General features: G+C 66.3%; 18 protein-coding genes. 17 read left to right on the forward strand and 1 reads right to left on the reverse strand.

Annotated elements, in window-relative coordinates:
* The first annotated feature begins 7 nt into the window (after positions 1–7).
* The 9 genes from IP86_RS11025 (at position 8) to IP86_RS11065 (ending at position 11,294) form a co-directional block, all read left to right on the forward strand.
* Positions 8–841, forward strand: coding sequence for an SURF1 family protein (locus tag IP86_RS11025; RefSeq protein WP_054162591.1), 834 nt, complete (start codon positions 8–10; stop codon positions 839–841).
* Positions 813–2,204, forward strand: coding sequence for an ATP-binding protein (locus IP86_RS11030; protein ID WP_054162565.1), 1,392 nt, complete (start codon positions 813–815; stop codon positions 2,202–2,204). Before IP86_RS11025 ends, IP86_RS11030 begins: the two co-directional genes overlap by 29 nt.
* Positions 2,197–2,766, forward strand: coding sequence for a response regulator transcription factor (locus IP86_RS11035; protein WP_054162566.1), 570 nt, complete (start codon positions 2,197–2,199; stop codon positions 2,764–2,766). The genes IP86_RS11030 and IP86_RS11035 overlap by 8 nt, the downstream gene beginning before the upstream one ends.
* A gap of 143 nt (positions 2,767–2,909) precedes the next feature.
* The gene (locus tag IP86_RS11040) at positions 2,910–4,268 is read left to right on the forward strand and encodes a S41 family peptidase (protein WP_054162567.1); all 1,359 of its coding nucleotides are present in this window, start codon (positions 2,910–2,912) and stop codon (positions 4,266–4,268) included.
* A gap of 277 nt (positions 4,269–4,545) precedes the next feature.
* A complete protein-coding gene (locus IP86_RS11045; protein ID WP_054162568.1) occupies positions 4,546–5,436 on the forward strand; it encodes an ABC transporter substrate-binding protein in 891 nt (296 codons plus the stop codon).
* 119 nt (positions 5,437–5,555) lie between these two features.
* A complete protein-coding gene (locus IP86_RS11050; protein ID WP_054162569.1) occupies positions 5,556–7,157 on the forward strand; it encodes an amino acid ABC transporter permease/ATP-binding protein in 1,602 nt (533 codons plus the stop codon).
* A 46-nt stretch (positions 7,158–7,203) separates the two neighbouring features.
* Entirely contained in the window at positions 7,204–8,445 is a 1,242-nt protein-coding gene (locus tag IP86_RS11055; RefSeq protein ID WP_054162570.1) for an acetamidase/formamidase family protein, read from the forward strand.
* A 100-nt stretch (positions 8,446–8,545) separates the two neighbouring features.
* On the forward strand, positions 8,546–10,882 hold the full coding sequence (locus IP86_RS11060; protein ID WP_054162571.1) for an acetamidase/formamidase family protein: 2,337 nt from the start codon (positions 8,546–8,548) through the stop codon (positions 10,880–10,882).
* A 25-nt stretch (positions 10,883–10,907) separates the two neighbouring features.
* Positions 10,908–11,294: a RidA family protein gene (locus IP86_RS11065; RefSeq protein WP_054162572.1), complete on the forward strand. Its 387-nt coding sequence runs from the start codon at positions 10,908–10,910 to the stop codon at positions 11,292–11,294.
* Between the two features lie 3 nt (positions 11,295–11,297).
* Here the strand turns inward: IP86_RS11065 and IP86_RS11070 are convergent, their stop codons facing one another.
* Positions 11,298–12,071, reverse strand: coding sequence for a GntR family transcriptional regulator (locus IP86_RS11070; RefSeq protein ID WP_054162573.1), 774 nt, complete (start codon positions 12,069–12,071; stop codon positions 11,298–11,300).
* Positions 12,072–12,388: 317 nt separating this feature from the next.
* Between IP86_RS11070 and IP86_RS11075 the strand changes: the two genes are divergently transcribed.
* The 8 genes from IP86_RS11075 to IP86_RS11110 are packed head-to-tail and all read left to right on the forward strand — an operon-like array spanning position 12,389 to position 23,951.
* Positions 12,389–13,444 (forward strand): ABC transporter ATP-binding protein, encoded by a 1,056-nt coding sequence (locus IP86_RS11075; RefSeq protein WP_054162574.1) that lies wholly within the window; start codon positions 12,389–12,391, stop codon positions 13,442–13,444.
* A complete protein-coding gene (locus tag IP86_RS11080) occupies positions 13,444–14,472 on the forward strand; it encodes an ABC transporter ATP-binding protein (protein ID WP_054162575.1) in 1,029 nt (342 codons plus the stop codon). Before IP86_RS11075 ends, IP86_RS11080 begins: the two co-directional genes overlap by 1 nt.
* 19 nt (positions 14,473–14,491) lie before the next feature.
* The gene (locus IP86_RS11085; protein WP_054162576.1) at positions 14,492–16,045 is read left to right on the forward strand and encodes an ABC transporter substrate-binding protein; all 1,554 of its coding nucleotides are present in this window, start codon (positions 14,492–14,494) and stop codon (positions 16,043–16,045) included.
* A 26-nt stretch (positions 16,046–16,071) separates the two neighbouring features.
* Positions 16,072–17,028 (forward strand): ABC transporter permease, encoded by a 957-nt coding sequence (locus tag IP86_RS11090; RefSeq protein ID WP_054162577.1) that lies wholly within the window; start codon positions 16,072–16,074, stop codon positions 17,026–17,028.
* The gene (locus IP86_RS11095; protein ID WP_054162578.1) at positions 17,025–17,900 is read left to right on the forward strand and encodes an ABC transporter permease; all 876 of its coding nucleotides are present in this window, start codon (positions 17,025–17,027) and stop codon (positions 17,898–17,900) included. Before IP86_RS11090 ends, IP86_RS11095 begins: the two co-directional genes overlap by 4 nt.
* 28 nt (positions 17,901–17,928) lie before the next feature.
* Positions 17,929–19,641 (forward strand): AMP-binding protein, encoded by a 1,713-nt coding sequence (locus tag IP86_RS11100; RefSeq protein WP_054162579.1) that lies wholly within the window; start codon positions 17,929–17,931, stop codon positions 19,639–19,641.
* Between the two features lie 42 nt (positions 19,642–19,683).
* A complete protein-coding gene (locus IP86_RS11105) occupies positions 19,684–22,992 on the forward strand; it encodes an acetyl-CoA carboxylase family protein (RefSeq protein WP_054162580.1) in 3,309 nt (1,102 codons plus the stop codon).
* Between the two features lie 11 nt (positions 22,993–23,003).
* Positions 23,004–23,951, forward strand: a complete 948-nt coding sequence (locus IP86_RS11110; protein WP_054162581.1) for a hotdog family protein — start codon at positions 23,004–23,006, stop codon at positions 23,949–23,951.
* Positions 23,952–24,313: the final 362 nt, after the last annotated feature.

Genomic DNA, 24,313 nt, shown 5'->3' on the forward strand with positions numbered 1-24,313 from the left:
ACCGGGGATCGTGGCCTCGGACGACGTGCGGACTGGCGGGGACAGCCCCGCGCGCCGGCCGTCGCTGTGGCTCACGATCCCGGCGCTGCTCGGTGTCGTCCTGTTGATCGCTCTCGGCGTCTGGCAGGTCGAACGGCGGGCCTGGAAGCTGGCGCTGATCGACCGGGTGGAGGCGCGTATCCACGCTGCGCCGGCGCCGCTGCCGTCAGCGGAGACGTGGCCGTCGATCAATTCGGCCAATGATGAATATCGCCGCGTCACGGCGATCGGCCAATTCCAGCACGATCGTGAAACGCTGACGACGGCTGTCGCCGAAGCCGGCGGCGGATTCTGGGTCATCACCCCGCTGCGCATGGCGGACGGCCGCACGGTTCTGGTCAATCGCGGCTTTGTCCTTCCCGAGCAGCGCGACCGCGCCTCGCGGCAGGCCGGCGAGCCGGGCGGGCAGGTGACGGTCACCGGCCTGCTGCGCACCACCGAGCCGAAGGGCGGATTTCTTCGCCATAATGCCCCGGCTGAAGATCGCTGGTACTCGCGGGACGTGCAGGCGATCGCGGCTGCGCGTGGTGTCCAGGACGCTGCGCCGTTCTTCGTCGACGCCGACGCTTCGCTCAATGCACCGGGACAACCGGTCGGCGGGCTGACCGTGGTGCAGTTCCCCAACAACCACCTGACCTATGCGCTCACGTGGTTTTGCCTGGCCTTTATGCTGATCGGCTGGCTTGTTGTGGCCTTCGGTGGCGAATATCTCCGGGGTGCCCGCGCCGGCCGCCGATCGGGCGGCGGGCGACAATCCCCCCCGACAGGACGCAATGCTGGACCGATCGCCGAGCATCGCTGACGACAAGTTCGACCGGCGCGCGAGCACCGGCGACGCGTCCGTGCCCGGCCGGGCCTCCGCCGACGATCCTCTCCTGCCGCTCGGCACCTCCACCCCCGACGACGAAACCGACCGCAAGAACATGTCGCTGCTGATTCAGCTGCGCTGGACGGCGGTGGTCGGGCAGATCGTGACGATCGCCGGGGTGCATCTGTGGCTCGGCGCGCCGCTGCCGGTGGTGCCGATGGGGGCCGTCATTCTCGGGCTGGTGGCGCTCAACATCGCCAGCCTGATGTGGATGCGCTACCGCTTCGCCATCAGCAACCACGATCTGCTCGTCGCGCTGATCCTCGACGTGGTGGCGCTGACGGCGCAGCTCTATCTCAGCGGCGGCGTCACCAATCCGTTCACCTCGTTGTATCTGCTGCAAGTGACGCTCGGTGCGGTACTGCTCGACAGCCGCTCCAGCTGGTCGCTGGTCGCCGTGGTGTTCACCGCCTTCATCTGGCTCACCGAGGCGTCGCGTCCGCTGGTGCTGCCCGAATGGGCGGGCGATCCGGTCAATCTGCGGGTCGCCGGCATGCTGCTCGGGTTCGCGCTCAACGCCGTGCTGCTGGTGGTGTTCGTCACCCGCATCCATCGCAATCTGCGCGAACGCGACGCGCATCTGGCGGCGCTACGTCAGCACGCGGCGGAGCAGGATCACATCGTGCGGATGGGGCTGCTGGCGTCCGGCGCCGCGCACGAGCTGGGCACGCCGCTGGCGTCGGTGTCGGTGATTCTCAGCGACTGGCGGCGGATGCCGGCGCTGACCGGCAATCGCGAACTCACCGAAGATCTTGCCGAGATGGAGACGGCGCTGAAGCGCTGCCAGTCGATCGTCACCGGCATTCTGGTCTCGGCCGGCGAGGCTCGTGGTGAGGGATCTTCACCCACCACGGTGGCCGAATTCCTCGAAGCGCTGGCCGAAGAGTGGCGCAACGCGCGCAGCCGCACCACATTGCATGTGGTGAACGCGTTCGGCGAGGATCTGCCGATCGTGTCGGACGTGACGCTGAAGCAGGCGGTGTTCAACGTGCTCGACAACGCCTTCGAAGTGTCGCGCTACTGGATCGAACTGCTGGCCGAGCGCGAGGGCGACAATCTGGTGTTGTCGATCAGCGATCGCGGGCCCGGTTTCTCGAAGGACATGCTGGCGCAGCTCGGCAAGCCGTATCAGTCGAGCAAGGGACGGGCCGGCGGCGGCCTCGGCCTGTTCCTGGTGATGAACGTGGTGCGCAAGCTCGGCGGCTCGATGACGGCCGAAAACCTCCGCAACCGCGGCGCCAAAGTGAAGCTGGTGCTGCCGCTCTCGACACTCGCGATCGGACAGGATTTTGACTGACACCGACCAACACACCGATGAACGCACCGATACCGAAGACCGCTCGCTGCTGATCGTCGAAGACGACGCCGGCTTCGCCAGGACGCTGAAGCGCTCGTTCGAACGGCGCGGCTACGCGGTGGTGCATGCCTCGACTATCGAGGAGGTGCGTGACGCGCTCGAGGACCGCTCGTTCGGCTATGCGGTGGTCGATCTCAAGCTCGGCGTCGCGTCGGGTCTCGCCTGCGTCGAGCTGCTGCACGCGCAGGATCCGGAGATGCTGATCGTGGTGCTCACCGGCTTCGCCAGCATCGCCACCGCGGTCGAGGCGATCAAGCTCGGCGCCTGCCACTATCTGGCCAAGCCGTCCAACACCGACGACATCGAGGCCGCGTTCCGCAAGGCCGAGGGCAATGCCGACATCGCGCTGGCGAGCCAGCCGACCTCGATCAAGACGCTGGAATGGGAACGCATCCACCAGACGCTGATCGACAGCGAGTTCAATATTTCCGAAGCGGCACGCCGGCTCGGCATGCACCGCCGCACCCTCGCGCGCAAGCTGGAGAAGCGGCAAGTCCGCTGATTATCGCTTGAGCCGCCGCTTTCCCGGCGTAATCATAGGCCACCCGTTCCGGTCGGTAAGGCCAGTCTCCAGACGGAACCCCGCGATCAAGCGCGGCTGGCCCTCAAATGCGCAGCCGCGCCAGCTCATTTCGGTGACCTTTCATGTTCAAATCCCGCAGGTTTGTTATCAGCGTCGCCGCCGCGGCCGGCATCATCACCATTCCCATGCTGTCGGCGCTGGCGCTGCAGCGGACGCCGTCGGCGCAGCCCGATCTCGATCTGATCGGCGGCGTCATCGGCCTCGTCGAGCGCGCCTATGTGCATCCGGTCGGCGCCGACGACCTGACCAAGGACGCCCTCAAGGGCATGCTGAACCGGCTCGATCCGCATTCGGACTACATGGACGAGAAGGAATTCAAGGACATGCAGACCGACATGGCGGGCCAGTTCGGCGGCCTCGGCATGCAGATCTCGGGGCAAGGCGGTGTGCCCAAGATCGTCGCGCCGATCGACGGCACGCCGGCCGCCCGCGCCAAACTCGAGCCGGGCGACGATATTATCAAGGTCGGCGATACCTCGACCCAGGGCATGAGCCTGCGCGAAGTCGTCGACATGCTGCGCGGCACCCCCGGCTCGAAGGTGACGATCACCATTCTGCGCGGCAAGGAGCCGCCGTTCGACGTTACCCTGACGCGCGAGATCATCAAGGTCGCGTCGGTGAAATCGGAGCTCAAGCCCGACGGCATCGGCTATGTGCGCATCAGCCAGTTCGGCAACGACACCTCGGACGGCTTCAAGAACGCGCTGACCAAGCTCAAGAGCGACTCCAAGGACGGGCTGAAGGGGCTGGTGATCGATCTGCGTCAGGATCCCGGTGGCCTGCTCACCGCCGCGGTCGATGTTGCCGGCAATCTGCTCGACGGCGGCACCGTGGTGTCGATCCGCGGCCGTCAGCCCGACGATCAGCGCGTGTTCAGCGCGCCGTCCAAGGGCGACATGCTGCCCGGCGTTCCGGTGGTGGTGCTGATCAACGGCGCCTCGGCTTCGGCGTCGGAAATCGTCGCCGGCGCGCTGCAGGACCGCAAGCGCGGCACCGTGATGGGCACGCAAAGCTTCGGCAAGGGCTCGGTGCAGACCGTGATCCCGATCAAGGGCCGCGGCGCGGTCCGCCTGACCACGGCGCTGTACTACACGCCGTCCGGCCGCTCGATCCAGGACGACGGCATCACGCCGGACATCGTGCAGGAGGCGCCGAAGGATCAGCAGATCGCCGGCGGTGCGATGCTGCGCGAAGGCGCGCTGCGCGGCGCCATCGCTAATCCGGGCCAACTCGGCAGCGACGGCAAACCCGGTGCTGCCAAGACCAAGGCATCCGGCGCCGCGACTGACAAGCCGGCGGCATCGTCGCCGCCGATCAAGGCCGATCTGATCGGTAAGCCCGAGGATTCCCAGCTCAACGCCGCGATCGCCTATCTGGGCAAGCGCGCCGACAACGACAACGGCGCCGTAAAGGCGCAGTAGGCTCGTTAGCTTCCGATCTTTTCACTTGTTTACGTCATGGCCGGGCTTGTCCCGGCCATGACGAGGGGATGAGGTTGTCCTAGCGCCGTCGCTCCTCCGATGAAGAGCGTTCAGCGATCGCCATCCGCCCAAAAATCACGCAATTGCTGCCTAATTCGTAGCGACCTTCGAACAAGAGGTTGTGCGCCCGGAGACAAGTTTTTTCGCGGCGCACGGTCTTAGCTCCCCGACGGTTCGGAACATGGCCTCCGCCATGCACCATCGAAGGAGCGATCGAATGGTCAAGTTGCCTATTCCCGGATTTCGGAGCCTGACGGGCGCCGCGCTGATGGGCGCGCTGGTGCTGGTCGGCTTTGCGGTGCCGAAGCCGGCGGACGCCGCACCGGCCGCCTGCGCGGCGCTGCAGGAGAAGTACCCCGACTGGAAGGGCAAGACCCTCGTCAGCGCCATCAACCCGCATACGCCGGGCTACGAGTCGATTGATCCGAAGGACCCGACCAAGTACGTCGGCTATGATATCGACCTCGGCGAAGCGATCGGCGACTGCCTCGGCTTTAAGCTGACCTACAAGGCCGTGACGTTCGCGGCGCTGTTGACGACGCTGGCGAGCGGCCAGGCCGACATCGTCATCTCCGATATCTACGCCACCGAAGAGCGCGCCAAGGCCGCCGACTTCATCACCTACTCCAAGGTGTTCGACGGCGTTTTGGTCGCCAAGGGCAATCCGAAGAAGATCACCGGCATCGACACCTCGCTGTGCGGCACTGCCGCGGCCGAGAACACCGGCTATGTCGAAGTGCCGCTGATCCAGGCGCTGGCCCCGGAGTGCAAGAAGCTCGGCAAGCCGGAGCCGACCATCCAGCTCTACGACAACAACGCCAACTGCATCCAGGCGATCCTCGCCGGCCGCGCCGACACCTACATCAACGACGTCAACACCGTCGACAACGCCGTGAAGGCCTACCCGGACAAGCTCGAAAAGGCGATCGCGGTGACGATCCCCTATCAGGTCGGTATCGGCGTGCCGAAGGACAAGCCGAAGTTCCGCGATGCCGTGAAAGAGGCACTGACCGAGATCTACAAGTCCGGTGATCAGCTCGCGCTCTTGAAGAAGTGGAAGCTCGACCCCGAGAACCTGATCGAGCCGGGCCTGCTGGTCGTCAAGTAATCGTCATCCCGTAGGGTGGGCGCAGGCGCCAAGCGCTGTGCCCACCATTCGGCCTCGCGAAAAACTGGTGGGCACGCTGCGCTTTGCCCACCCTTCGACTAAGCAGGGATTCCGCCGCCATGGAGCTCTTCCTCCATTATCTGACCATGCCCTACATGATCCAGGGCGTCGAGGTGACCCTGCAGGTCACCGCCCTTGGTCTCGGCGGCGGATTGATCCTCGGTACGATCCTGGCGGGGATGCAGCTCAGCCGCTTTCGGCTGCTGTCGTCCGCCGCCCGGATCTACACCGTCATCTTCCGTGGCACGCCGCTGATTCTGCAGATGGTGTTCGCCTACGACGCGCTGCCGCATATCGGCATCAAGCTTCCTGCTATTCTGGCGGCCGGCCTCGCCCTGGCCTGTAACGAAGCGCCCTTCATAGCCGAGATGCTTCGCGCCGGCGTACTCGGCGTCGAGAAGGGGCAAATCCTCGCCGGTCAGGCGCTCGGCATGACGCCGGGCATCCTGATGCGCCGGATCATTGCCCCGCAAGCAATCCGCACGATGATCCCGGCATTCGGCAACGAGGCCGTCAGCGCCTTGAAGAACTCGTCGCTCGCCTCGGTGATCGCCGTCCAGGAGCTGACGCTGCGCTCGACGCAGCTGGCGTCCTCGACCTTCGACTTCTTCTCGATCTTTTTCGCCTCCGGCCTGATCTACCTGCTGCTGACCACCGCGATCTCGGTGATCCAGATCTTCCTGGAGTGGCTGTTCGATCTCGATCGCACCTCCAAGCAGGTCAAGCTGATGCGCTTTCTGCCGTGGTATCGCGCCCAGGGGCTCGACGACCCGCTGCAGGACAACGAACCCGCGCCGGAGATCCTGCCGGATGACGGCGTCGCCGAATTGCCGCCGCCGCGGCTGCCGCCGGCGATCGATCATGCGGCGCGCGCGGCCGCGCTGGCCCGCAACGAGGTCGCCGTCGCGGTGAAGGCGCTGCGCAAGAATTACGACGCGCATGTCGTGCTCGACGGTGTCGATATTGCCGTGCGCAATGGCGAAGTCATCGCGCTGCTCGGCCCGTCCGGCTCGGGCAAGAGCACGCTGCTGCGCTGTATCAACAATCTCGAGACGTGGAACGACGGCACCATTGAGGTCGGCGGCCGCCGGCTCGGCTTCAATCATCTTGGCCGGCCGCTGTCGCCGCGCATGGCCGCGCAGGCGCGCGCCGAAGTCGGCGTCGGCATGGTGTTTCAGCAGTTCAATCTGTTCGGCCATCTCACCGCCAAGGAGAATATCGCCGGCCCGCTGCGCTGGGTCCACGGCGTCGCCCCGGACGAAGCCGAGCGCCGCGCGCTGGCGCTGCTCGAACGCGTCGGCCTGTCGCATCGTGCCGATGCGCTGCCGCGGCATCTGTCCGGCGGCCAGCAGCAGCGCGTCGCCATCGCCCGCGCCATTGCGCCGAATCCGAGTGTGCTGCTGCTCGACGAACCGACCTCTGCGCTCGATCCCGAACTCGTCAACGAGGTGCTGGAAGTGATCCGCCGCCTCGCAGTCGAGGACGGCCTCACCATGATCATCTCGACGCATCAGCTGCGCTTCGCCAGCGAAGTCGCCGACCGCGTGGTGCTGCTCGCCGGCGGCGCGATCATCGAGGAAGGCCCGGCCGACCGGGTGCTCAACCATCCGAAAAATCCGGTCGCGCAACGCTTCCTCAGCGCCATGGAGGCCGAGGTCTGATGGCCGAATTCTGCTCTCTCACTTTCTTCCCGTCGAGGATCTCAGCATGAAGCATCATCTGCTCCCGGTGTCGCCCAAGACCGTCCACTGGGGCTATTTCAGCAAGGTGGTGGCGCCGGCGCTGACGCTGAAATCCGGCGACCGCGCCACCATCGAGACGCTGACGCATCATGCGAACGACGACTATGAGCGCATGATCGAGGGCGATGCCGGCGCCGAAAGCGTGTTCAAATGGACCCGCGAGCACAAGGCAGTGGCGCGCCGCGGCTCGGGCCCGACCGAAGGCCCCTTCATCCGCGGTTCGGGCGAAGGCGTCGGCGTGCATCTGCTCACCGGGCCGGTGGCGATCGAGGGCGCCGAGCCGGGCGACGTGCTCGAAGTGCGTATCCTCGACGTGCGCCCGCGCCCGGCCTGCAAGGCGTGTCACGCCGGCAAGTGCTTCGGCTCCAACGTCGCGGCGAACTGGGGTTTCCACTATCACGATCTGATCGAGGAGCCGAAGCCGCGCGAGGTGATTACCATCTTCGAGCTCGACACCTCGGGCGAGCCGTTCGCCAGGGCCGTGTACAACTACGTCTGGACGCCGCAGACCGATCCGGACGGCATCGTGCATCCGACCATCGACTATCCGGGCGTGCCGGTCGACCACCGCACCATCATCAAGCGCGAGAACATCCTCAGCAACGTCAAGCTGCCGGCGCGGCTGCATTTCGGCACGATGGGGTTGGCGCCGTCCGAAGAGGATTTCGTCTCCTCGATCCCGCCGAGCTACACCGGCGGCAATATCGACGACTGGCGCGTCGGCAAAGGCGCCAAGATGTACTATCCGGTGGCGGTGCCGGGCGCGTTCTTCTCGGTCGGCGATCCGCACGCTGCGCAGGGCGACAGCGAGCTCGGTGGCACCGCGATCGAAACCTCGCTGACCGGCGATTTCGAATTCGTCCTGCACAAGAAGAACGATCTCGGCGGCACCCCGCTCGAAGGCCTTACGCATCCGATGCTGGAGACGCCGGATGCCTGGTCGGTCTATGGCTTCACCTATCCCAACTATCTGGCGGAACTCGGCGCCAACGCGCAGCTCGACATCGCCAACCACTCCAGCCTCGACCGCGCCATGCGCGACGCTTTCCGCAAGATGCGCCGCTTCCTGATGACGGTGCATAAGCTCAGCGAGGACGAGGCGATCTCGCTGATGTCGGTCGGTGCCGATTTCGGCGTCACCCAGGTGGTCGACGCCAATTGGGGCGTACACGGCACGATCCGCAAGAACGTGTTCCGCTGCGACTAGGTCTGGCGCCGTCGCGATGAGTCGGCTGGTGGTGGGGCAGTGCGCCGTCTGCTTCGGGATGGCACGGGGGTTGCTTGGTTTCGGCCAGGAAGGCCGAACCATGAGTCTGCGTCCCTATTCCAGCGAGTCCTATTGTGAAGGCGAGCGTCCCGAAGCCTGGCGCGACGTTCTCGCTTCGCTCGGCTTGCAGCCGGCTGCGGCTGCAACCAGCCATGCCGGCCACGCCACCGCGGTCCGCCGCAGTTCCGACGGTGTGACGCTGGCGACGCTGTCGGCCGGCCCGCAGGCGGTGGCGGCTCACGCCGACGCGCATGGCGACCATCCGCTGGTGCTGCTGCCGCTCGAGGACGGCGTGTCGCTGAAAACTGCTGCCGGGCATCAGATCATCGCCGCCGGGCATCTGTTGCTGTTGCCGCAGGCGAATGGCTGGAACCTGTCGTTTCCGCGCGACCTCCGCGCGGTGGTGCTTGCCGTGTCATGCGATGCGGCGCGCAGCCGGACGACGCTGCCGCGGCTCACCGAGGTGCAGCAGATCGCGCCGAGCGGCTTCGGCGAGATGTTCGTGCGGATGCTGGAAAGTGCCGCGCGCCATCTCGAAGCGCTGTCCGATGCCGAGTGGCCGGCGGCCGCGCAAGGCCTCGCCGATCTGCTGCCGGCCCTGATGCGGCAGGCGCCAGCGAGCCATGATCTCACCGCCGGCAGCGCCAGCAAGGCCGCGACGTTGCAGCGGCTGTGTCAGGCGATCGAACGCCGGCTCGACGATCCGGATCTGACGCCGGCGAAGGTTGCGGCCGCCGAGGGCATCTCGGAACGCTACCTGCAAAAGCTGTTCGGCGGCACCGGCTCCAGCTTCACGCATTACTTGCGCGAACGCCGGCTGCAGCGGACCTGCGCGGATCTCGCCAATCCGGCCGAGGCACATCACTCGATTTCCGAAATCGCATTCCGCGCCGGCTTCAACGATTCGGCGCATTTCAGCCGCGCCTTCCGCCATCGCTTCGGCGTATCGCCCCGCGAATATCGCCAGGCCGAAGCCGAGCGTCATGCCGCAACCGCAGCGGCCGCCGCGCAGCGCGGGTGGCCGCAGCAGGCACTGGTGCAACTGCGCAATCAGCCGACCGCCCCGGCGATGCGGCGTCCGGTCGCCGACTTCCCGGCATCGGAGTTCTGCGCCGAGACGACGCCGCAACATCATCATCTCGCGGCCGACGCCTCGCGCGTGCATTGGGGCTATTTCAGCCGCTCGCTGGCACCGCAGATCGAGATCGCGTCGGGCGACACCATCACGATCGAGACGCTGACCCAGCACGCCTCCGACGATCCCGAGCGGATGATCAGCCGCGATGCCGGCGCCGAGAGCGTGTTTCACTGGACGCACGACCAGAAGAACGTCGATCGCCGCGGCGCCGGTCCGCTCGATGCCTCGATCTACGGCCGCGGCGCCGGCGAAGGCTTTGGCGTGCACATCTGCACCGGGCCGGTCGCCGTGAAGGATGCGCAGCCTGGCGACGTGCTGGAAATCCGTATCCTCGACATCGTGCCGCGCGCCAGCCGCAATCCCGACTTCAAGGGCCGGGTGTTCGGCAGCAGCGTCGCGGCGTGGTGGGGCTATCACTACAAGGAATTTCTCGCCGAGCAGCATTCCCACGAGGCGGTGACGATCTACGAGATCTTCGCCGACGACGCGGCGCCTTATGCGCGCGCGGCCTACTCGTATCGTTGGGCTCCGCAGGTCGATCCGTTCGGCACGGTGCATACCACCTACGATTATCCGGGCGTGCCGGTGCAGCCGTCGTCGGTACGGCGGCGGCACGACGTGCTCGACGGCGTGCGCATTCCGCTGCGGCCCCATTTCGGCGTCATCGCGCTGGCGCCGCGCGAGGCCGATTTCGTCGACTCGGTGCCGCCGGCTTACTTCGGCGGCAATCTCGACAATTGGCGGCTCGGCAAGGGCTCCACCGTGTACTTGCCGGTGTCGGTGCCGGGCGCGCTGCTGTCGGTCGGCGATCCGCACGCCGCGCAGGGCGACGGCGAACTCGGCGGCACCGCGATCGAATGCTCGATGACCGGCACGTTCGAGGTGATCCTGCACAAGAAGGGTGAGTTCGCCGACAAGCCGTTCGCCGATCTGACCTATCCGCTGATCGAGACCGCGACCGACTGGGTGCTGATGGGCTTCAGCCACCCCAACTATCTGGCCGAATTCGGCGCCAAGGGGCAGAGCGAGGTCTACGCCACCTCGTCGCTCGATCTCGCCATGAAGGATGCGTTCCGCAAGATGCGGCGCTTCCTGATGAGCATCAAGGGCCTAACCGAGGACGAGGCGATCGCGCTGATGTCGGTCGCGGTCGACTTCGGCGTCACCCAGGTGGTGGACGGCAATTGGGGCGTCCACGCCATTCTCAGCAAACAGGTGTTCGCCGACGCGCGCGCCTGATCTCCATCTCCATGAAAGGCCTGTCTTGAAATTCCATATGATCCCCGGCGGACCGAAGCCGGTCGCGCCGTTCAGCCACGCCGTCGAAACCGACGGCTTCGTCTTCGTCACCGGCCAGATGCCGGACACGCCACAGGCCCCGGGCGTGCTGCCGGACGGCATCGTGGCGCAGACGCGCGCCGTAATGGAGAATCTGGGTGTCGTGCTCGCCGGCCTGAACCTCGGCCTCGAGCACATCGTGATGAGCCGGATCTATCTCACCGAGTTCAAGCGCGACTACGCCGAGATGAACGAGACCTATCGCAGTTACTTCCCCGAAGGCCGTCTGCCGGCGCGCACCTGCGTCGGCGTTACCGGGCTCGCCTACGACGCGCTGATCGAGATCGATCTGGTCTGCCGTCGGCCGGAGTGAGGCCTACACCGGCCCGGCGGCGCGCACCTGCAACGTAGCTCCTGGCTCGCCGGCGTGGGCGAGCCCGCTGAAGTCGAAGGCTTCGCCGCGGATCTCCGACAAGGTCGCCAGCGCCCGGTCACGGTCGCCCTCCAGCAATTGACGGAAATGCGTTTCTGCGGCGTTCGGCTTGCGCTGCCGGATCGCCTTCAAGGTCGATGCCATCAGATCGGCCGAGAGCAGCCGGATGTCGCGGGTCTGATAGTCTAGCGGCGATTTCCAGATCATCGTCCACACCGTCTGATTGGCGAGGTCGGTGAGCAGCTCCACCAGCAGCTCGTTGCCGGAGCCGCGGGCGACGGTCTTGACCGCGCGCGTCGTCGTCCGCGCGAATGCGATCGCATCGTCGATGTCGACCTGTGCTTTCAGCTCGTCACAACGCCGCGCCAACGTGTCGATGTAGCTCTCGACCGGTGAGGTCGCCATGGTGCGCACCGCCAGTGCCGACAACGCGGTGCGAACGTTGAACAGGTCCGCGACCGATTTCAGCGACACCGGTTTGATGTAGGCGCCGCGGCGCGGCAGCAGTTCGACCAGCCGCCGGCGTTCGAGAATGCGGATCGCCTCGCGGATCGGACCGCGGCTGACGCCGAATTCCTGCGCCAGCTCGATCTCGACCAGCCGCGCGCCAGCCTTGCGCTTGCCAGACACGATCTCGGCGCCGAGCTCTTCGGCCACCTGGTCGGGCAGCGTGCGCGGCGCGAAACGCCGTTCGGTCGGGCCCTGCTTCGCAGCCATCGGACTGCGATACGTCGCTGCCAAAACATCCTCCGTCGGTGCTTCCGTGGCGCGGGACAAAGTAGCGCGATCGTCAATTGTTGACAATCGACAATCTGTGCCGTTTGATGCCGGTGTCGCGCGGCGAAATCGGCGCCAAGCCGAAAGCGTGACGAACCGCGGCCCTGAGCCGCGGATGGGAGGATGACAATGGCGACCATCGAAGCGCCGGCCCGTTGCCGGTCAGGCCGAAAGGCCGACATCGAGTGCTTCGACGTCGAGTGTCTGCCCGCGTACGTCCTACGCCGGGCTCACCATCCTTTGCATTGTCGCGGCGAATGACGGGGCTGCTCGAACCCCACACGTCGCGGTTTTCTTCGCCGCCGCACGCGCGCCCGGCAACCGGCGCGCGGCCGCTGCTCGAGGTCCGCAATCTGTCGCTGTCGTTCACGACGGCGCATGGCGCGCTTCCCGTCACCCGCAATGTGAGCTTTTCGATCGCGCCGGGTGAGCGCGTCGGCCTGGTCGGCGAAAGCGGCTGCGGCAAGACCGTCACCGGGCTGTCGCTGCTGCGGCTGCTGCCGACGCATTCGGCCCGCATCGAAGGCGACGTGCTGTTCGACGGCACCGACCTGTTGAAGTTGTCGCCGCGGCGGGTGCGCGCGGTCCGCGGCCGCGACATCGCGATGATCTTCCAGGAGCCGATGAGCGCGCTCGATCCGGTGTTCACGGTCGGCGATCAGATCAGCGAGGCCTATCGGATTCATTTTCCGGCCAGCAAGGCGGAAGGCCGCGAGCGCGCCATCGCGGCGCTGCGCGAGGTCGGCATTCCGGCGCCGGAGCGGCGCTGCGACGAATATCCGCATCAGCTGTCGGGCGGCATGCGCCAGCGCGTGATGATCGCGATGGCGCTGATCTGCAAGCCGAAGCTGCTGATCGCGGACGAGCCGACAACCGCGCTCGACGTCACCGTGCAGGCGCAGATCACCGATCTGCTCCGCTCGCTGAGCGAGCGCACCGGCACCGCACTGATCTTCATCACCCACGACCTCGGCGTCGTCGCCGAGACCTGCACCCGCATGATCACGATGTATGCCGGCGAAGTCGTCGAGGACGCGCCGGTCGACGAGGTTCTGACCCGTCCGCGCCATCCCTACACATCGGGGCTTCTGCGCTCGCTGCCCGGACTGAGCCAGCGCCGCGGCGTGCTGTCGTCGATTCCCGGCCGTGTCCCGTCGCCACAGGCGATGCCGGCCGGCTGCCGCTTCCGCTCGCGCTGTGCGCACGCCGTGCCGGGCTGCGAACAGGAGCAGCGCATGATTCCGCTGACGCAGAATCACGCCGCGCGTTGCTGGCGTGCGCCCGAACTGGAATTGCCGGGAGCGGTGAACTGATGGCCGCTCCGCAGCGTGATGTTTCCGAAGCCGGCATTCTGGCGGTGCGCGATCTGCGCATCCTGTTTCCGTCACGCGACGGCCGCGACACCGTCAAGGCGATCGACGGGATGGATTTCGCTGTGCAGGCCGGCGAGACCTTCGGGGTGATCGGCGAATCCGGCTCGGGCAAGACGACGCTCGGCCGCGCGCTGGTGTCGCTGCTGCGGCCGACCGAAGGTCAGATCCTGCACGACGGCGCCGACCCGGAGAAGCTCGGCACGCGCGCGTTCCGCCAGCATCGCCGCGACTATCAGATCATTTTTCAGGATCCCAACGCCGCGCTCAATCCGCGGATGACGATCATCGACAGCGTGGTGGAGCCGCTGGAGATATTGCGCGAGGGCGACGCGGCGTCGCGGCGCAGGCGCGGCATCGCGATGCTGGAGCGGGTCGGGCTCGCCGCCGAGGCGGCTGACCGCTATCCGCATCAATTGTCCGGTGGGCAGAAGCAGCGCGTCAACATCGCGCGCGTGCTGATGCTGCGGCCCAAGGTGATCGTCTGCGACGAGGTGGTGGCGGCGCTCGACGTCTCGATCCGCGGCGACGTGCTCAATCTGTTCGCCGATCTGCAGCGCGAATTCGGCCTGACCTACGTGTTCATCACCCACGACATCTCGGTGGTGTCGCATATCTCCGACCGCATCGCGGTGACCTATCTCGGCAAGCTGATGGAGCTCGGCCCCGCCGAAGACGTCATCGAGCGGCCGCTGCATCCCTATACACGCGCGCTGCTGTCGGCCGAGCCGATCCCGCTGCCGTCGCACCTGCGGGTCGATCGCCGCATCATTCTCGAAGGCGAGATCCCGAGTCCCGTCGCGCCGCCGTCGGGCTGCCGTTTTCGCACGCGCTGTCCGTCGGTGCAGCCGCGCTGTGCCGGGGAGGTGCCGTCCTGGCGCGAGGTCCGGCCCGGGCATCGCGTCGCCTGTCATTTCGCCACGGCCGAAGGGCCGCCGCCGAACAATCAGCCGGCGCAAGCCGCATCCTAATCACATCGGGAGGACAACCATGCGCGTGTACGATCTGGGCGGACGAACCCTGCGACGCCGTGACATTCTGGCGCTGATCGGCGGCGGTGTTGCGGCCGGCGCGCTCGGCCTGCCGGCCCTGGCGCAGGAGCCCAAGAAGGGTGGCGTGCTGAAGGTCGCCGCGCCCGCCAATCCGTCGTCGCTCGATCCCGCGACCGGCGGCGCCGGCTCCGACCACAGCATTCTCTGGACCATGTATGACACGCTGGTGGAGTGGGACTACGACACGCTGAAGCCGAAGCCCGGCATGGCGAAATGGTCGTATCCCGATCCGAACACGATGGTGCTCGACATCAATCCGGGAATCCAGTTTCACGACGGCACCGCGATGGACGCCGAGGCGGTCAAGTTCAACCTCGACCGCAACCGCAGCGATCAGCGCTCCAACATCAAGCCGGATCTCGCCAGCATCGATCAGGTCGACGTCACCGGGCCGCTGCAGGTGACGCTGAAGCTGAAGAATCCCGACACGGCGTTGCCGGCGATCCTGTCGGACCGCGCCGGCATGATGGTGTCGCCCACCAACCTCAAGGCGCTCGGCAACGAGACCGATCGCAAGGCGGTCGGCGCCGGGCCTTGGAAGCTGGTGCGCTGGAACGACAACGAGATCATCGTGGTGACGCGCCACGAGAACTACTGGCGCAAGGGGCGGCCATATCTCGATGGCATCGAGTTCAACATCATCACCGAGAACGCCACCGCGCTGCGCTCGGTGGTGGCCGGCCAGAACGACATGGCGTTCCAGCTGCCGGCGCGCCTCAAGCCGGTGATCGAGCGCGCCAAGGACCTGACCATGGTCTCTTCGCCGACGCTGTATTGCATCCAGGTGTATTTCAACTACGCGCGGGCGCCGCTCGACAATCTCAAGGTCCGCCAGGCCATCAACTTCGCGTTCGATCGCGAAACCTTCGTCAAGGCGGCGCTGAGCGGGCTCGGCGAGCCGGCGCGGATGACGCTGCCGAGTTCGCACTGGGCGTTCAACAAGGAGGTCGCCAACACCTATCCGCACGACATAGCCAAGGCCAAGCAGCTGCTGGCGGAGGCCGGCTACAAGGACGGCATCGATCTGACGATCGGCGGCTACACCGATCAGGATTCGGTGCGCCGCGGCGAAGTCATTCAGGACCAGCTCGGCAAGGCAGGAATCCGGGTAAAATTCACCCGCGGCACCATCGCGGAAATCAGCGCGCAGTTCTTCGCCCAGGAGAAGAAGTTCGACCTCTTGGTGTCGGCCTGGACCGGGCGCCCCGATCCGAGCATGACCTACGGGCTCGGCTTCGATAAGGGCGCCTACTACAATGCCGGCCGCACCGCGGATCCGGAACTGTCGAAGCTGATCCAGGAGAGCCGCGCCAGCGAGGATCTCGCCAAACGCGCCGAAGTGTTCGCGAAGATCCAGCGCATCACCGTGGAGCAGGCACTGTCGGCCCCGCTAGCGTTCCAGTTCGAGCTCGATGCGCTGTCGTCCAAGGTGAAGGGCTTCAAGCCCAATCTGCTCGGCAAGCCGAAGTTTGAAAACATCTCTCTGGCGTGAGCCGTGCGACGAGCCGGAACAAGCCCATGTTGAATGCCGCACGACTTCACATCATCGGGCGCCGGCTGTTGCAGGCGATCCCGGTGGTGGTGCTGTCCACCTTCATCGTGTTCGGCTTGCTCAAGCTGGTGCCGGGCGATGTCGCGGTGACGCTCGCCGGCGACAACGCGTCGGAGCAGCGCATCGCCGAGATCCGCGAGCTGTACGGGTTGAACCAGCCGTTCCTGATGCAATACGGCTCGTGGCTGGCCAAGGCCGTGCAGGGCGATCTGTCGAATTCACTGGTGTCGAATGAATCGGTGCTGGCCTCGATCCAGCGCTGCCTGCCGCACACGCTGCTCATCGTGGTGCTGGCGCTGCTCACTGCGCTGATCATCGGCGTGCCGCTCGGCATCGCGGCGGCGACCAAGCCGGGCTCGTGGATCGACAGCATTGTGATGGCGATCGCGTCGCTGGGCGTCGCGGTGCCGAATTTCTGGCTCGGCATGCTGCTGGTGGCATTCTTCTCGCTCCAGCTCGGCTGGCTGCCCGCGACCGGCGCGGTGTCGTTCTTCAAGGACCCGTGGGCGTCACTCAGTCACGCCATTCTGCCCGCGCTGGCGCTCGCCTCGGGCGGCATAGCCGAAGTGGCGCGGCAACTGCGCTCGTCGCTGGTCGAGATCCTGTCGTCGCAGGCGGTGCGCACGCTGCACGCCAAGGGCTTGCCACCGTCGTCGATCCTGTGGCGCCACGGGCTGAAGAACGTCAGCGTCAATCTGCTGACGGTGATCAGCCTGCTGGCCAACCGGATGCTGGCCGCGACTGTGGTGGTCGAGGCGGTGTTCGCGATCCCCGGCATGGGCGGGTTGATCGTCAATGCCGCGATGCATCGCGACTTCCCGGTGGTGCAGGGCGTGGTGTTCACCATGGTGCTGATCGTGGTGGCGCTCAATCTGCTGACCGACATCCTCTACAGCGTGCTCGATCCGAGGATCGCCTCATGACCGACCTGGCGATGGCGGCGCCGCACCGGCCGCGGCGGATGCGCAAACTCGCGCGCTGGTTCGCGTCCGACATCCGCGGCGCGATCAGCCTGACGTTTCTGCTGGTGCTGTTCGTGGTGTCGGTGCTGGCGCCGTGGCTGTCGCCGTATGATCCGCTGGCGCAGGACGTCAACGCGTCGCTGGCGCCGATGTCGGCGGAGCACTGGCTCGGCGCCGACGACCTCGGCCGCGACACGCTCAGTCGGCTGATCTATGGCGGCATGGCGTCGCTGTATGCGAGCTTCCTGGCCGTCGCGATCGCGGTGCTGATCGGCGTGCCGGTCGGCGTGCTCGCCGGCTATCTCGGCGGCTGGGTCGACACTGTGATCAGCCGGGTGATCGATAGCTTCCTGTCCTTCCCCGCCATCGTGCTGGCAATCGCCGTCACCGGCGCGCTCGGCATCGGCCTCACCAACGGCATGATCTCGGTCGGCATCGTGTTCTCGCCGCAGCTCGCGCGGCTGGTCCGCGCGCGGACGCTGGTGGTGCGGCACGAGCTCTACGTCGATGCAGCGCGCTGCTTCGGCGGCTCGACCACGCGCATCCTGTGGCGGCACGTGCTGCCGAATGCGATCCAGCCGGTGATCGTGCAGGTGACGCTGCTGCTCGCCGCCGCGCTGCTCGCCGAGGCCAGCCTCAGCTTCCTCGGGCTCGGCATCCAGCCGCCGGATCCGAGCTGGGGCGCGATGCTGGCGCGCGCCTATCAGAACATGGAGATCGCGCCGGAGCAGATGTATCCGCCCGGACTGGCGATCCTGTTCACCGCGCTGGCTTACAACACGCTCGGTGAATCGCTGCGCGTCGCGCTCGACCCGACGATGAAGCGCAATTGAGACAAGCAAGAACAACAAGGACGACGACATGAGCGCCAGCGCGGCCGAAGCCGACTATCTTACCAAGTTGCACGATCTCTGGGCCAAGGCCTGGCCCAAGGGCCTGCCGACGCAGCCGAAATATCCCCACGGCGAAATCGCGTTGAGCGAATATCTGCGCGCATGGGCGAAGCGCGCGCCGGAGCGACCGGCCGTGATCTTCTACGGCCACGTCACCACTTATGCGGAGCTCGATCAGCTCAGCGACCGGTTCGCCGCGCTGCTGATGCAGAAGGGTGTGCGAAAGGGCGACCGCGTCGCGGTGTTCCTGCCGAACTGCCCGCAGTTTCACATCGTATTCTTCGGCATCCTCAAGCTCGGCGCGATCCATGTGCCGGTGAGCCCGCTGTCGCGCGCGTTCGAGCTGTCCTACGAACTTAACGACACTGATGCCGAAGTGATCGTAGCGCTCGATCAGCTCGCCCCGGTGGTCGATCAGGTGCGCGGCGAGACCAAGCTGCGCGAGGTGATCGTCACCAGCTTCGCCGACGTGATCCCTGCGACGCCGTCGATCCCGGTGCCGGACTCCGTCCGCGGCCCGCGCGTGGCTGTGGCCGGCGCAACCGATCTGCTGCCGACGCTGGCGGCAATGACTGCGCCGGAGCCGCTGCCGCCGGCCTCGCTCGACGACGTCGCGGCGCTGAACTACACCGGTGGCACGACGGGCATGCCGAAGGGCTGTGTCCATACGCAGGGCGACATGGTGTACACCGCCGCCGCCAATCACGGCATCTCGGTTGTCGCCGACGAGCACAGCGTGTTTCTGTCGTTCTTTCCCGAGTTCTGGATCGCCGGCGAGAATTTCGGCCTGATCTTCCCGCTGTTCGCCGGCGCCACGCTGGTGCTGCTGGCGCGCTGGGATGCGCTCGGCGTGCTGTCGGCGATCGATCGCTACAAGGTTGGCGTCACCGCGATGCCTGTCGACGGCGCGGTCGAGCTGATGGACCATCCGCGCTTCAAGGAGTTCGACCTGTCGTCGCTGAAGCAGGTGCGCGTCGTCTCCTTCGTCAAGAAGCTCAATCCGGACTATCGCAAGCGCTGGAAGGATCTCACCGGCACGATCCTCACCGAAGCCTCGTGGGGCATGACCGAGACCCACACATCGAACACCTTCACGGTCGGCTTCCAGCGCGATGATTTCGACCTGAACTCGCAGCCGATCTTCGTCGGCCTGCCGGTGCCGGGCGCCGAATTCAAGATCACCGACTTCGAAACCGGCGAGCTGGTGCCGCTCGGCAGCGAAGGCGAGATCCGGGTGCGGACGCCGTCGCTGCTGAAGAGTTACTGGAACAAGCCGGAGGCGACCGCGCAGTCCCTGGTCGACGGCTGGCTGCGCACCGGCGACATCGGCACCATCGATCCGCAGGGCTTTCTGCATTTCCTCGGCCGGCGCAAAGAGATGCTCAAGGTCAAGGGCATGAGCGTGTTTCCGCCGGAGATCGAAGCGCTGCTCGGCCAGCATCCCGCAGTGCTGGGCTCCGGCGTGGTCGGCCGCGACGATGCGGGCAAGGGTCAGGTGCCGGTGGCGTTCATCCAGCTCAAGCCGGAAGCCGAGGGCAGCATCACGCCGGCCGAGTTGCAGGCCTGGTGCGCCGAGCGGATGGCGGTCTACAAAGTGCCGGAGATCCGCATCATCGACGCCTTGCCGATGACTGCGACCGGCAAAGTGAAGAAGCAAGAACTCAACGCCGACGCGCGCTGATCGCGCGGCGGCGCTGCCGATGATTGGGATGAGGAAAGTCGCATGTCGTTTCGTAAGTTACTGATCGCCAACCGCGGCGAGATCGCGATCCGCATCGCGCGGGCCGCGGCCGATGCCGGGCTCGCCAGTGTGGCGATCTATCCGAATGACGATGCGGCGTCGCTGCATCTGCGCATTGCCGACGAGGCGCGCGAGATTCCGGGCCGCGGCGCAAGGGCTTATCTCGATATCGAGGCCGTGATTGAAGCCGCCAAGGCGGCGCATTGCGACGCGCTGCATCCCGGCTATGGCTTCCTCAGCGAGAACGCCGACCTGGCCCGGCGCTGCGCCGAGGAAGGTATCCGGTTCATTGGTCCGTCGCCCGAAGCCTTGAGGCTATTCGGTGACAAAGTTGCGGCACGGCAACTTGCCAAGAAGTCGGGAGTGCCAATCATTGCCGGCACCCAGGGGCCGTCGACGCTGGAGGACATCCAGGCATTTTTCGCCTCGCTCGGGGCCAATGCGGCGGTGATGATCAAGGCGATGGCCGGCGGCGGCGGCCGCGGCATGCGGGTGGTCGAGCGCGCCGAAGATCTCGGCGAAGCGTTTGCGCGCTGTCAGTCCGAAGCCAAGGCGGCGTTCGGCAGTGACGGCGTCTATGCCGAGCGGCTGATCCGCAATGCGCGGCATATCGAAGTGCAGATCATCGGCGATCAGCACGGTGCGATCAGCCATCTGTGGGAGCGCGAGTGCACGATCCAGCGCCGCAACCAGAAACTGGTCGAGATCGCACCGAGCCCCTCGCTGAGTGATGCACTACGCAGCCGCATCGTCGAGTCGGCGGTGAAGCTGGCCAAGGCGGCGAACTACGACAGTCTCGGCACCTTCGAGTTCCTGGTCGATGGCGACGGCGGTGATGGGGAGGGCGCGTTCGCGTTCATCGAAGCCAATCCGCGGCTGCAGGTCGAGCACACGGTCACCGAGGAAGTGCTCGGGGTCGATCTGGTCCGCTCGCAGATTGCGGTGGCGGGCGGCGCGACGCTTAGTTCTCTAGGGCTCGAGCAGGCGAACGTGCCGCGGCCGCGCGGCTTTGCGATCCAGCTCCGCGTGAACATGGAGACGATGGATGCGAGCGGCGCGACGCATCCGAGCGGCGGCATCCTCGGCGTGTTCGAACCGCCGGCTGGGCCGGGCGTCCGCGTCGATACGTTCGGCTATGCGGGCTACAAGACCAGCGCGGCGTTCGACTCGCTGCTCGCCAAGGTGATCGTGCACGCGCCCGGGCAATGGCCCGATGCGGTCGCCAAGGCGACGCGGACGCTGCGCGAATTCCGAATCGCCGGCGTCGAGACGAATAGTGCGCTGCTGCAGGCGATCCTGGCGCATCCGGATTTCAAGGCCAATCGCGTCAGCACCGCGTTCATCGATCGCAACGTCGCCGATTTGGTCGCCGCCGCCGAGAAGCTCGGCGCGCCGCTGGTGGCGCTGCCGGGCGGCGAGGTTCAGCAGGGGCACAGCAAGGCCGCGGCTGAAGCTGCGCCGGAAGGCGCGGTGTCGATCGTCGCGCCGCTGCAGGGCACGGTGGTGGCGATCACCGTCGCGGAAGGCGACGTGGTGCGGCCGGGGCAGCAGCTCGCGGTGCTCGAATCGATGAAGATGGAGCATCTCGTCACGGCCGAGCAGGGCGGCCGCATCCGCCGCATCGTCACTGCCGATGGCGTGACGCTGATGCAGGGCGAAGCGATCCTGTATCTCGAGCCGCTCGACGTCGAGGGCGATCAGGCGGCCGAGGAAGCCGAGATCGATCTCGACGCGATCCGCCCCGACCTCGCCGAAATGCTGGCGCGGCAGGGCAACACGCTCGATGAGAACAGGCCGGACTCGGTCGCGCGGCGGCGCAAGACCAATCAGCGCACTGCGCGCGAGAACATCGCGCAGCTGGTCGACGAAGGCTCGTTCATGGAATACGGCAGCCTGGCGATCGCCGGCCAGCGCCGCCGCCGCGCGCTCGACGATTTGATCAAGAACACGCCCGCCGACGGTCTCGTCGCCGGCGTCGCCACCGTGAACGCCAAGCAGTTCGGCGAGCACGACGCGCGCTGCATGGTGATCTCCTACGACTACACGGTTCTGGCCGGCACCCAGGGCCACATGAACCACAAGAAGATCGACCGCATGCTGACGCTGGTCGAGCAATGGAAGATGCCGCTGGTGTTCTACGCCGAAGGCGGCGGCGGCCGGCCCGGCGACACCGACCGGCTCGGCCTCACCGGCCTGGACGGGCCGTCCTTCGTGCAGTTCGCCAAGCTGTCGGGTCTCGTGCCGGTGATCGGCGTCGTTTCCGGCTATTGCTTCGCCGGCAACGCCGCGATGCTCGGCTGCTGCGATGTGATCATCGCGACGCAAAATGCCTCGATCGGCATGGGCGGCCCGGCGATGATCGAGGGCGGCGGCCTCGGCGTGTATCACCCGGCCGAAGTCGGCCCGGTGTCGTTCCAGTCGCCGAACGGCGTCGTCGATATCCTGGTCGAGGACGAGGAGGAGGCGACGCGGGTCGCGCAGAAGTATCTGTCCTACTTCCAGGGGCCGGTCGCCGAGTGGCGCGCCGCGGATCAGCGGCTGCTGCGCCGCGCGATCCCGGAGAACCGGCTGCGGGTCTACGACATCCGCCACGTCATCGAGCTGATCGCCGACGAGGATTCGGTGCTGGAAATCCGCCGCGATTTCGGCGTCGGCATCGTCACCGCCTTCATCCGCATCGAGGGCAAGCCGTTCGGGCTGATCGCCAACAATCCAAAACATCTCGGCGGCGCGATCGATGCGCCGGCCGGCGACAAGGCGGCGCGCTTCCTGCAGCTGTGCGATGCGTTCGACATTCCGATCGTGTCGCTGTGCGACACGCCCGGCTTCATGGTCGGCCCCGAAGCGGAGAAGACCGCCATCGTCCGCCACGTCGCCCGAATGTTCGTCACCGGCGCGAGCCTCACGGTGCCGCTGTTCGGCATCGTGCTGCGCAAGGGCTACGGCCTCGGTGCGCAGTCGATGATCGGCGGCGGCTTCCACGCCTCGTTCTTCACCGCGGCGTGGCCGACCGGTGAGTTCGGTGGCATGGGGCTGGAAGGCTACGTGCGGCTCGGCTTCCGCAAGGAGATGGAGGCGATCGCCGATCCGGTCGAGCGCGAGACCTACTACAAGAACAAGGTCGCCGAGATGTACGCCAACGGCAAGGCGACCTCGATCGCCTCGGTGTTCGAGATCGACAACGTGATCGACCCGGCCGAGACACGGCGCTGGATCATGGCCGGCCTGCGCTCGGTGCCGACGCCGCCGGAGCGTACCGAACGCAAGCGGCCCTGTGTCGACACCTGGTAAGGGAGCAAACGATGAGCACAGCCGCTTTCGACACGTCCATCGACGACACCGGCACCGCGTTGGCCGGCCCGTGGCGCCAGCCGCGACAGATGCTGCACGCGCAGGTCTACGATTCGCACGCCTCGATTCACGACGACGCCACCGCGCAGAAGCTCGGCTTCAAGGGCGGCACCATCGAGGGCCCGACGCATTTCAGCCAGTTTGCCCCGCTGGGCGAACGGCTGTGGGGCCGCGAGTGGTTCGAGACCGGCTGCCTCTCGGCGCATTATCGTAACGCCGCGTATGAAGGCGAAGAGGTTCAGGCGATCGTCGACAAGCCGGCGAACGGCGCGCGCCATACGACCATCCGCATGGTCAAGCGTGACGGCACCGAAGTGCTGCGCGGCAGTGCATCGGTCGGCACGGATGCGCCGCCGTCGGCGCTCGATCAGCGGCTCACCGAGCTGAAGCCGCTCACCGACGCGGTGATCCTGCGCGACATCACGGTCGGCATGACCACCAAGCCGCAGACCGTGAAGATGGACGCCGACCAGCACATGGGCGAGCTGTATCCGTTCTCGCTGGCCGATAAGCTCAAGGTGATCACCGAGCCGTCGCCGTATTATCACGCCGCCTCGCCGTGGGGACGGCCGATCATTCCGATGGAGATGCTGAGCGTGCTGTTCCAGCACGTCAGCAAGCAGGACGGCCTGCCGGTACGTGGCCCCGCCGTCGGCCTGTTCGCCGATCAGGAAATCCGGCTGATCGCCGGCCCGCTGTTCGTCGGCGAGAGCTACCGGATCCAGCGCAAGGTTGTTGCGCTGTCCGGCAGCAAACGCACCGAAAGCCTGTGGGCGCGCACCGAAGCCTTCGACAGCAGCGGCCGCCTGGTCGCCACCATGCTGCTGAATTCGGCGACGCTGAAGGACTCTTATGCCGCCTATGAGCAGGAATATGCGGAGCTGAAGAAGGGCGCGTAGCACGAGCGCCGAGCTAGAGCAGTTCATCCCTTGATCGAAGCGGTGCCGAACATCTGGTGAAAGCGAGTTTTCGGGCAAAGAGTTTCCACGTCATTGCGAGCGAAGCGAAGCAATCCAGCTCCGTGCACTGCGCTGGATTGCTTCGTCGCTTCGCTCCTCGCAATGACGAAGTCGTAGTCCTGTCGCTTGCCCGAACTCACAACGTCCAGCTTTCGTGCGTTCCAAAGTGCCCGTTCTAATTCCATCAGAACCGCAAATGCTCCAGCAACCTCGCGTCAGTCTCCTGCGTTCGTCGTGGCCGGGCTTGTCCCGGCCATCCACGTCTTTCTCCCGGCCGATGGTTGAAGGCGTGGATGGCCGGG

Source organism: Rhodopseudomonas sp. AAP120, from assembly GCF_001295845.1.
Lineage (GTDB): Bacteria > Pseudomonadota > Alphaproteobacteria > Rhizobiales > Xanthobacteraceae > Rhodopseudomonas.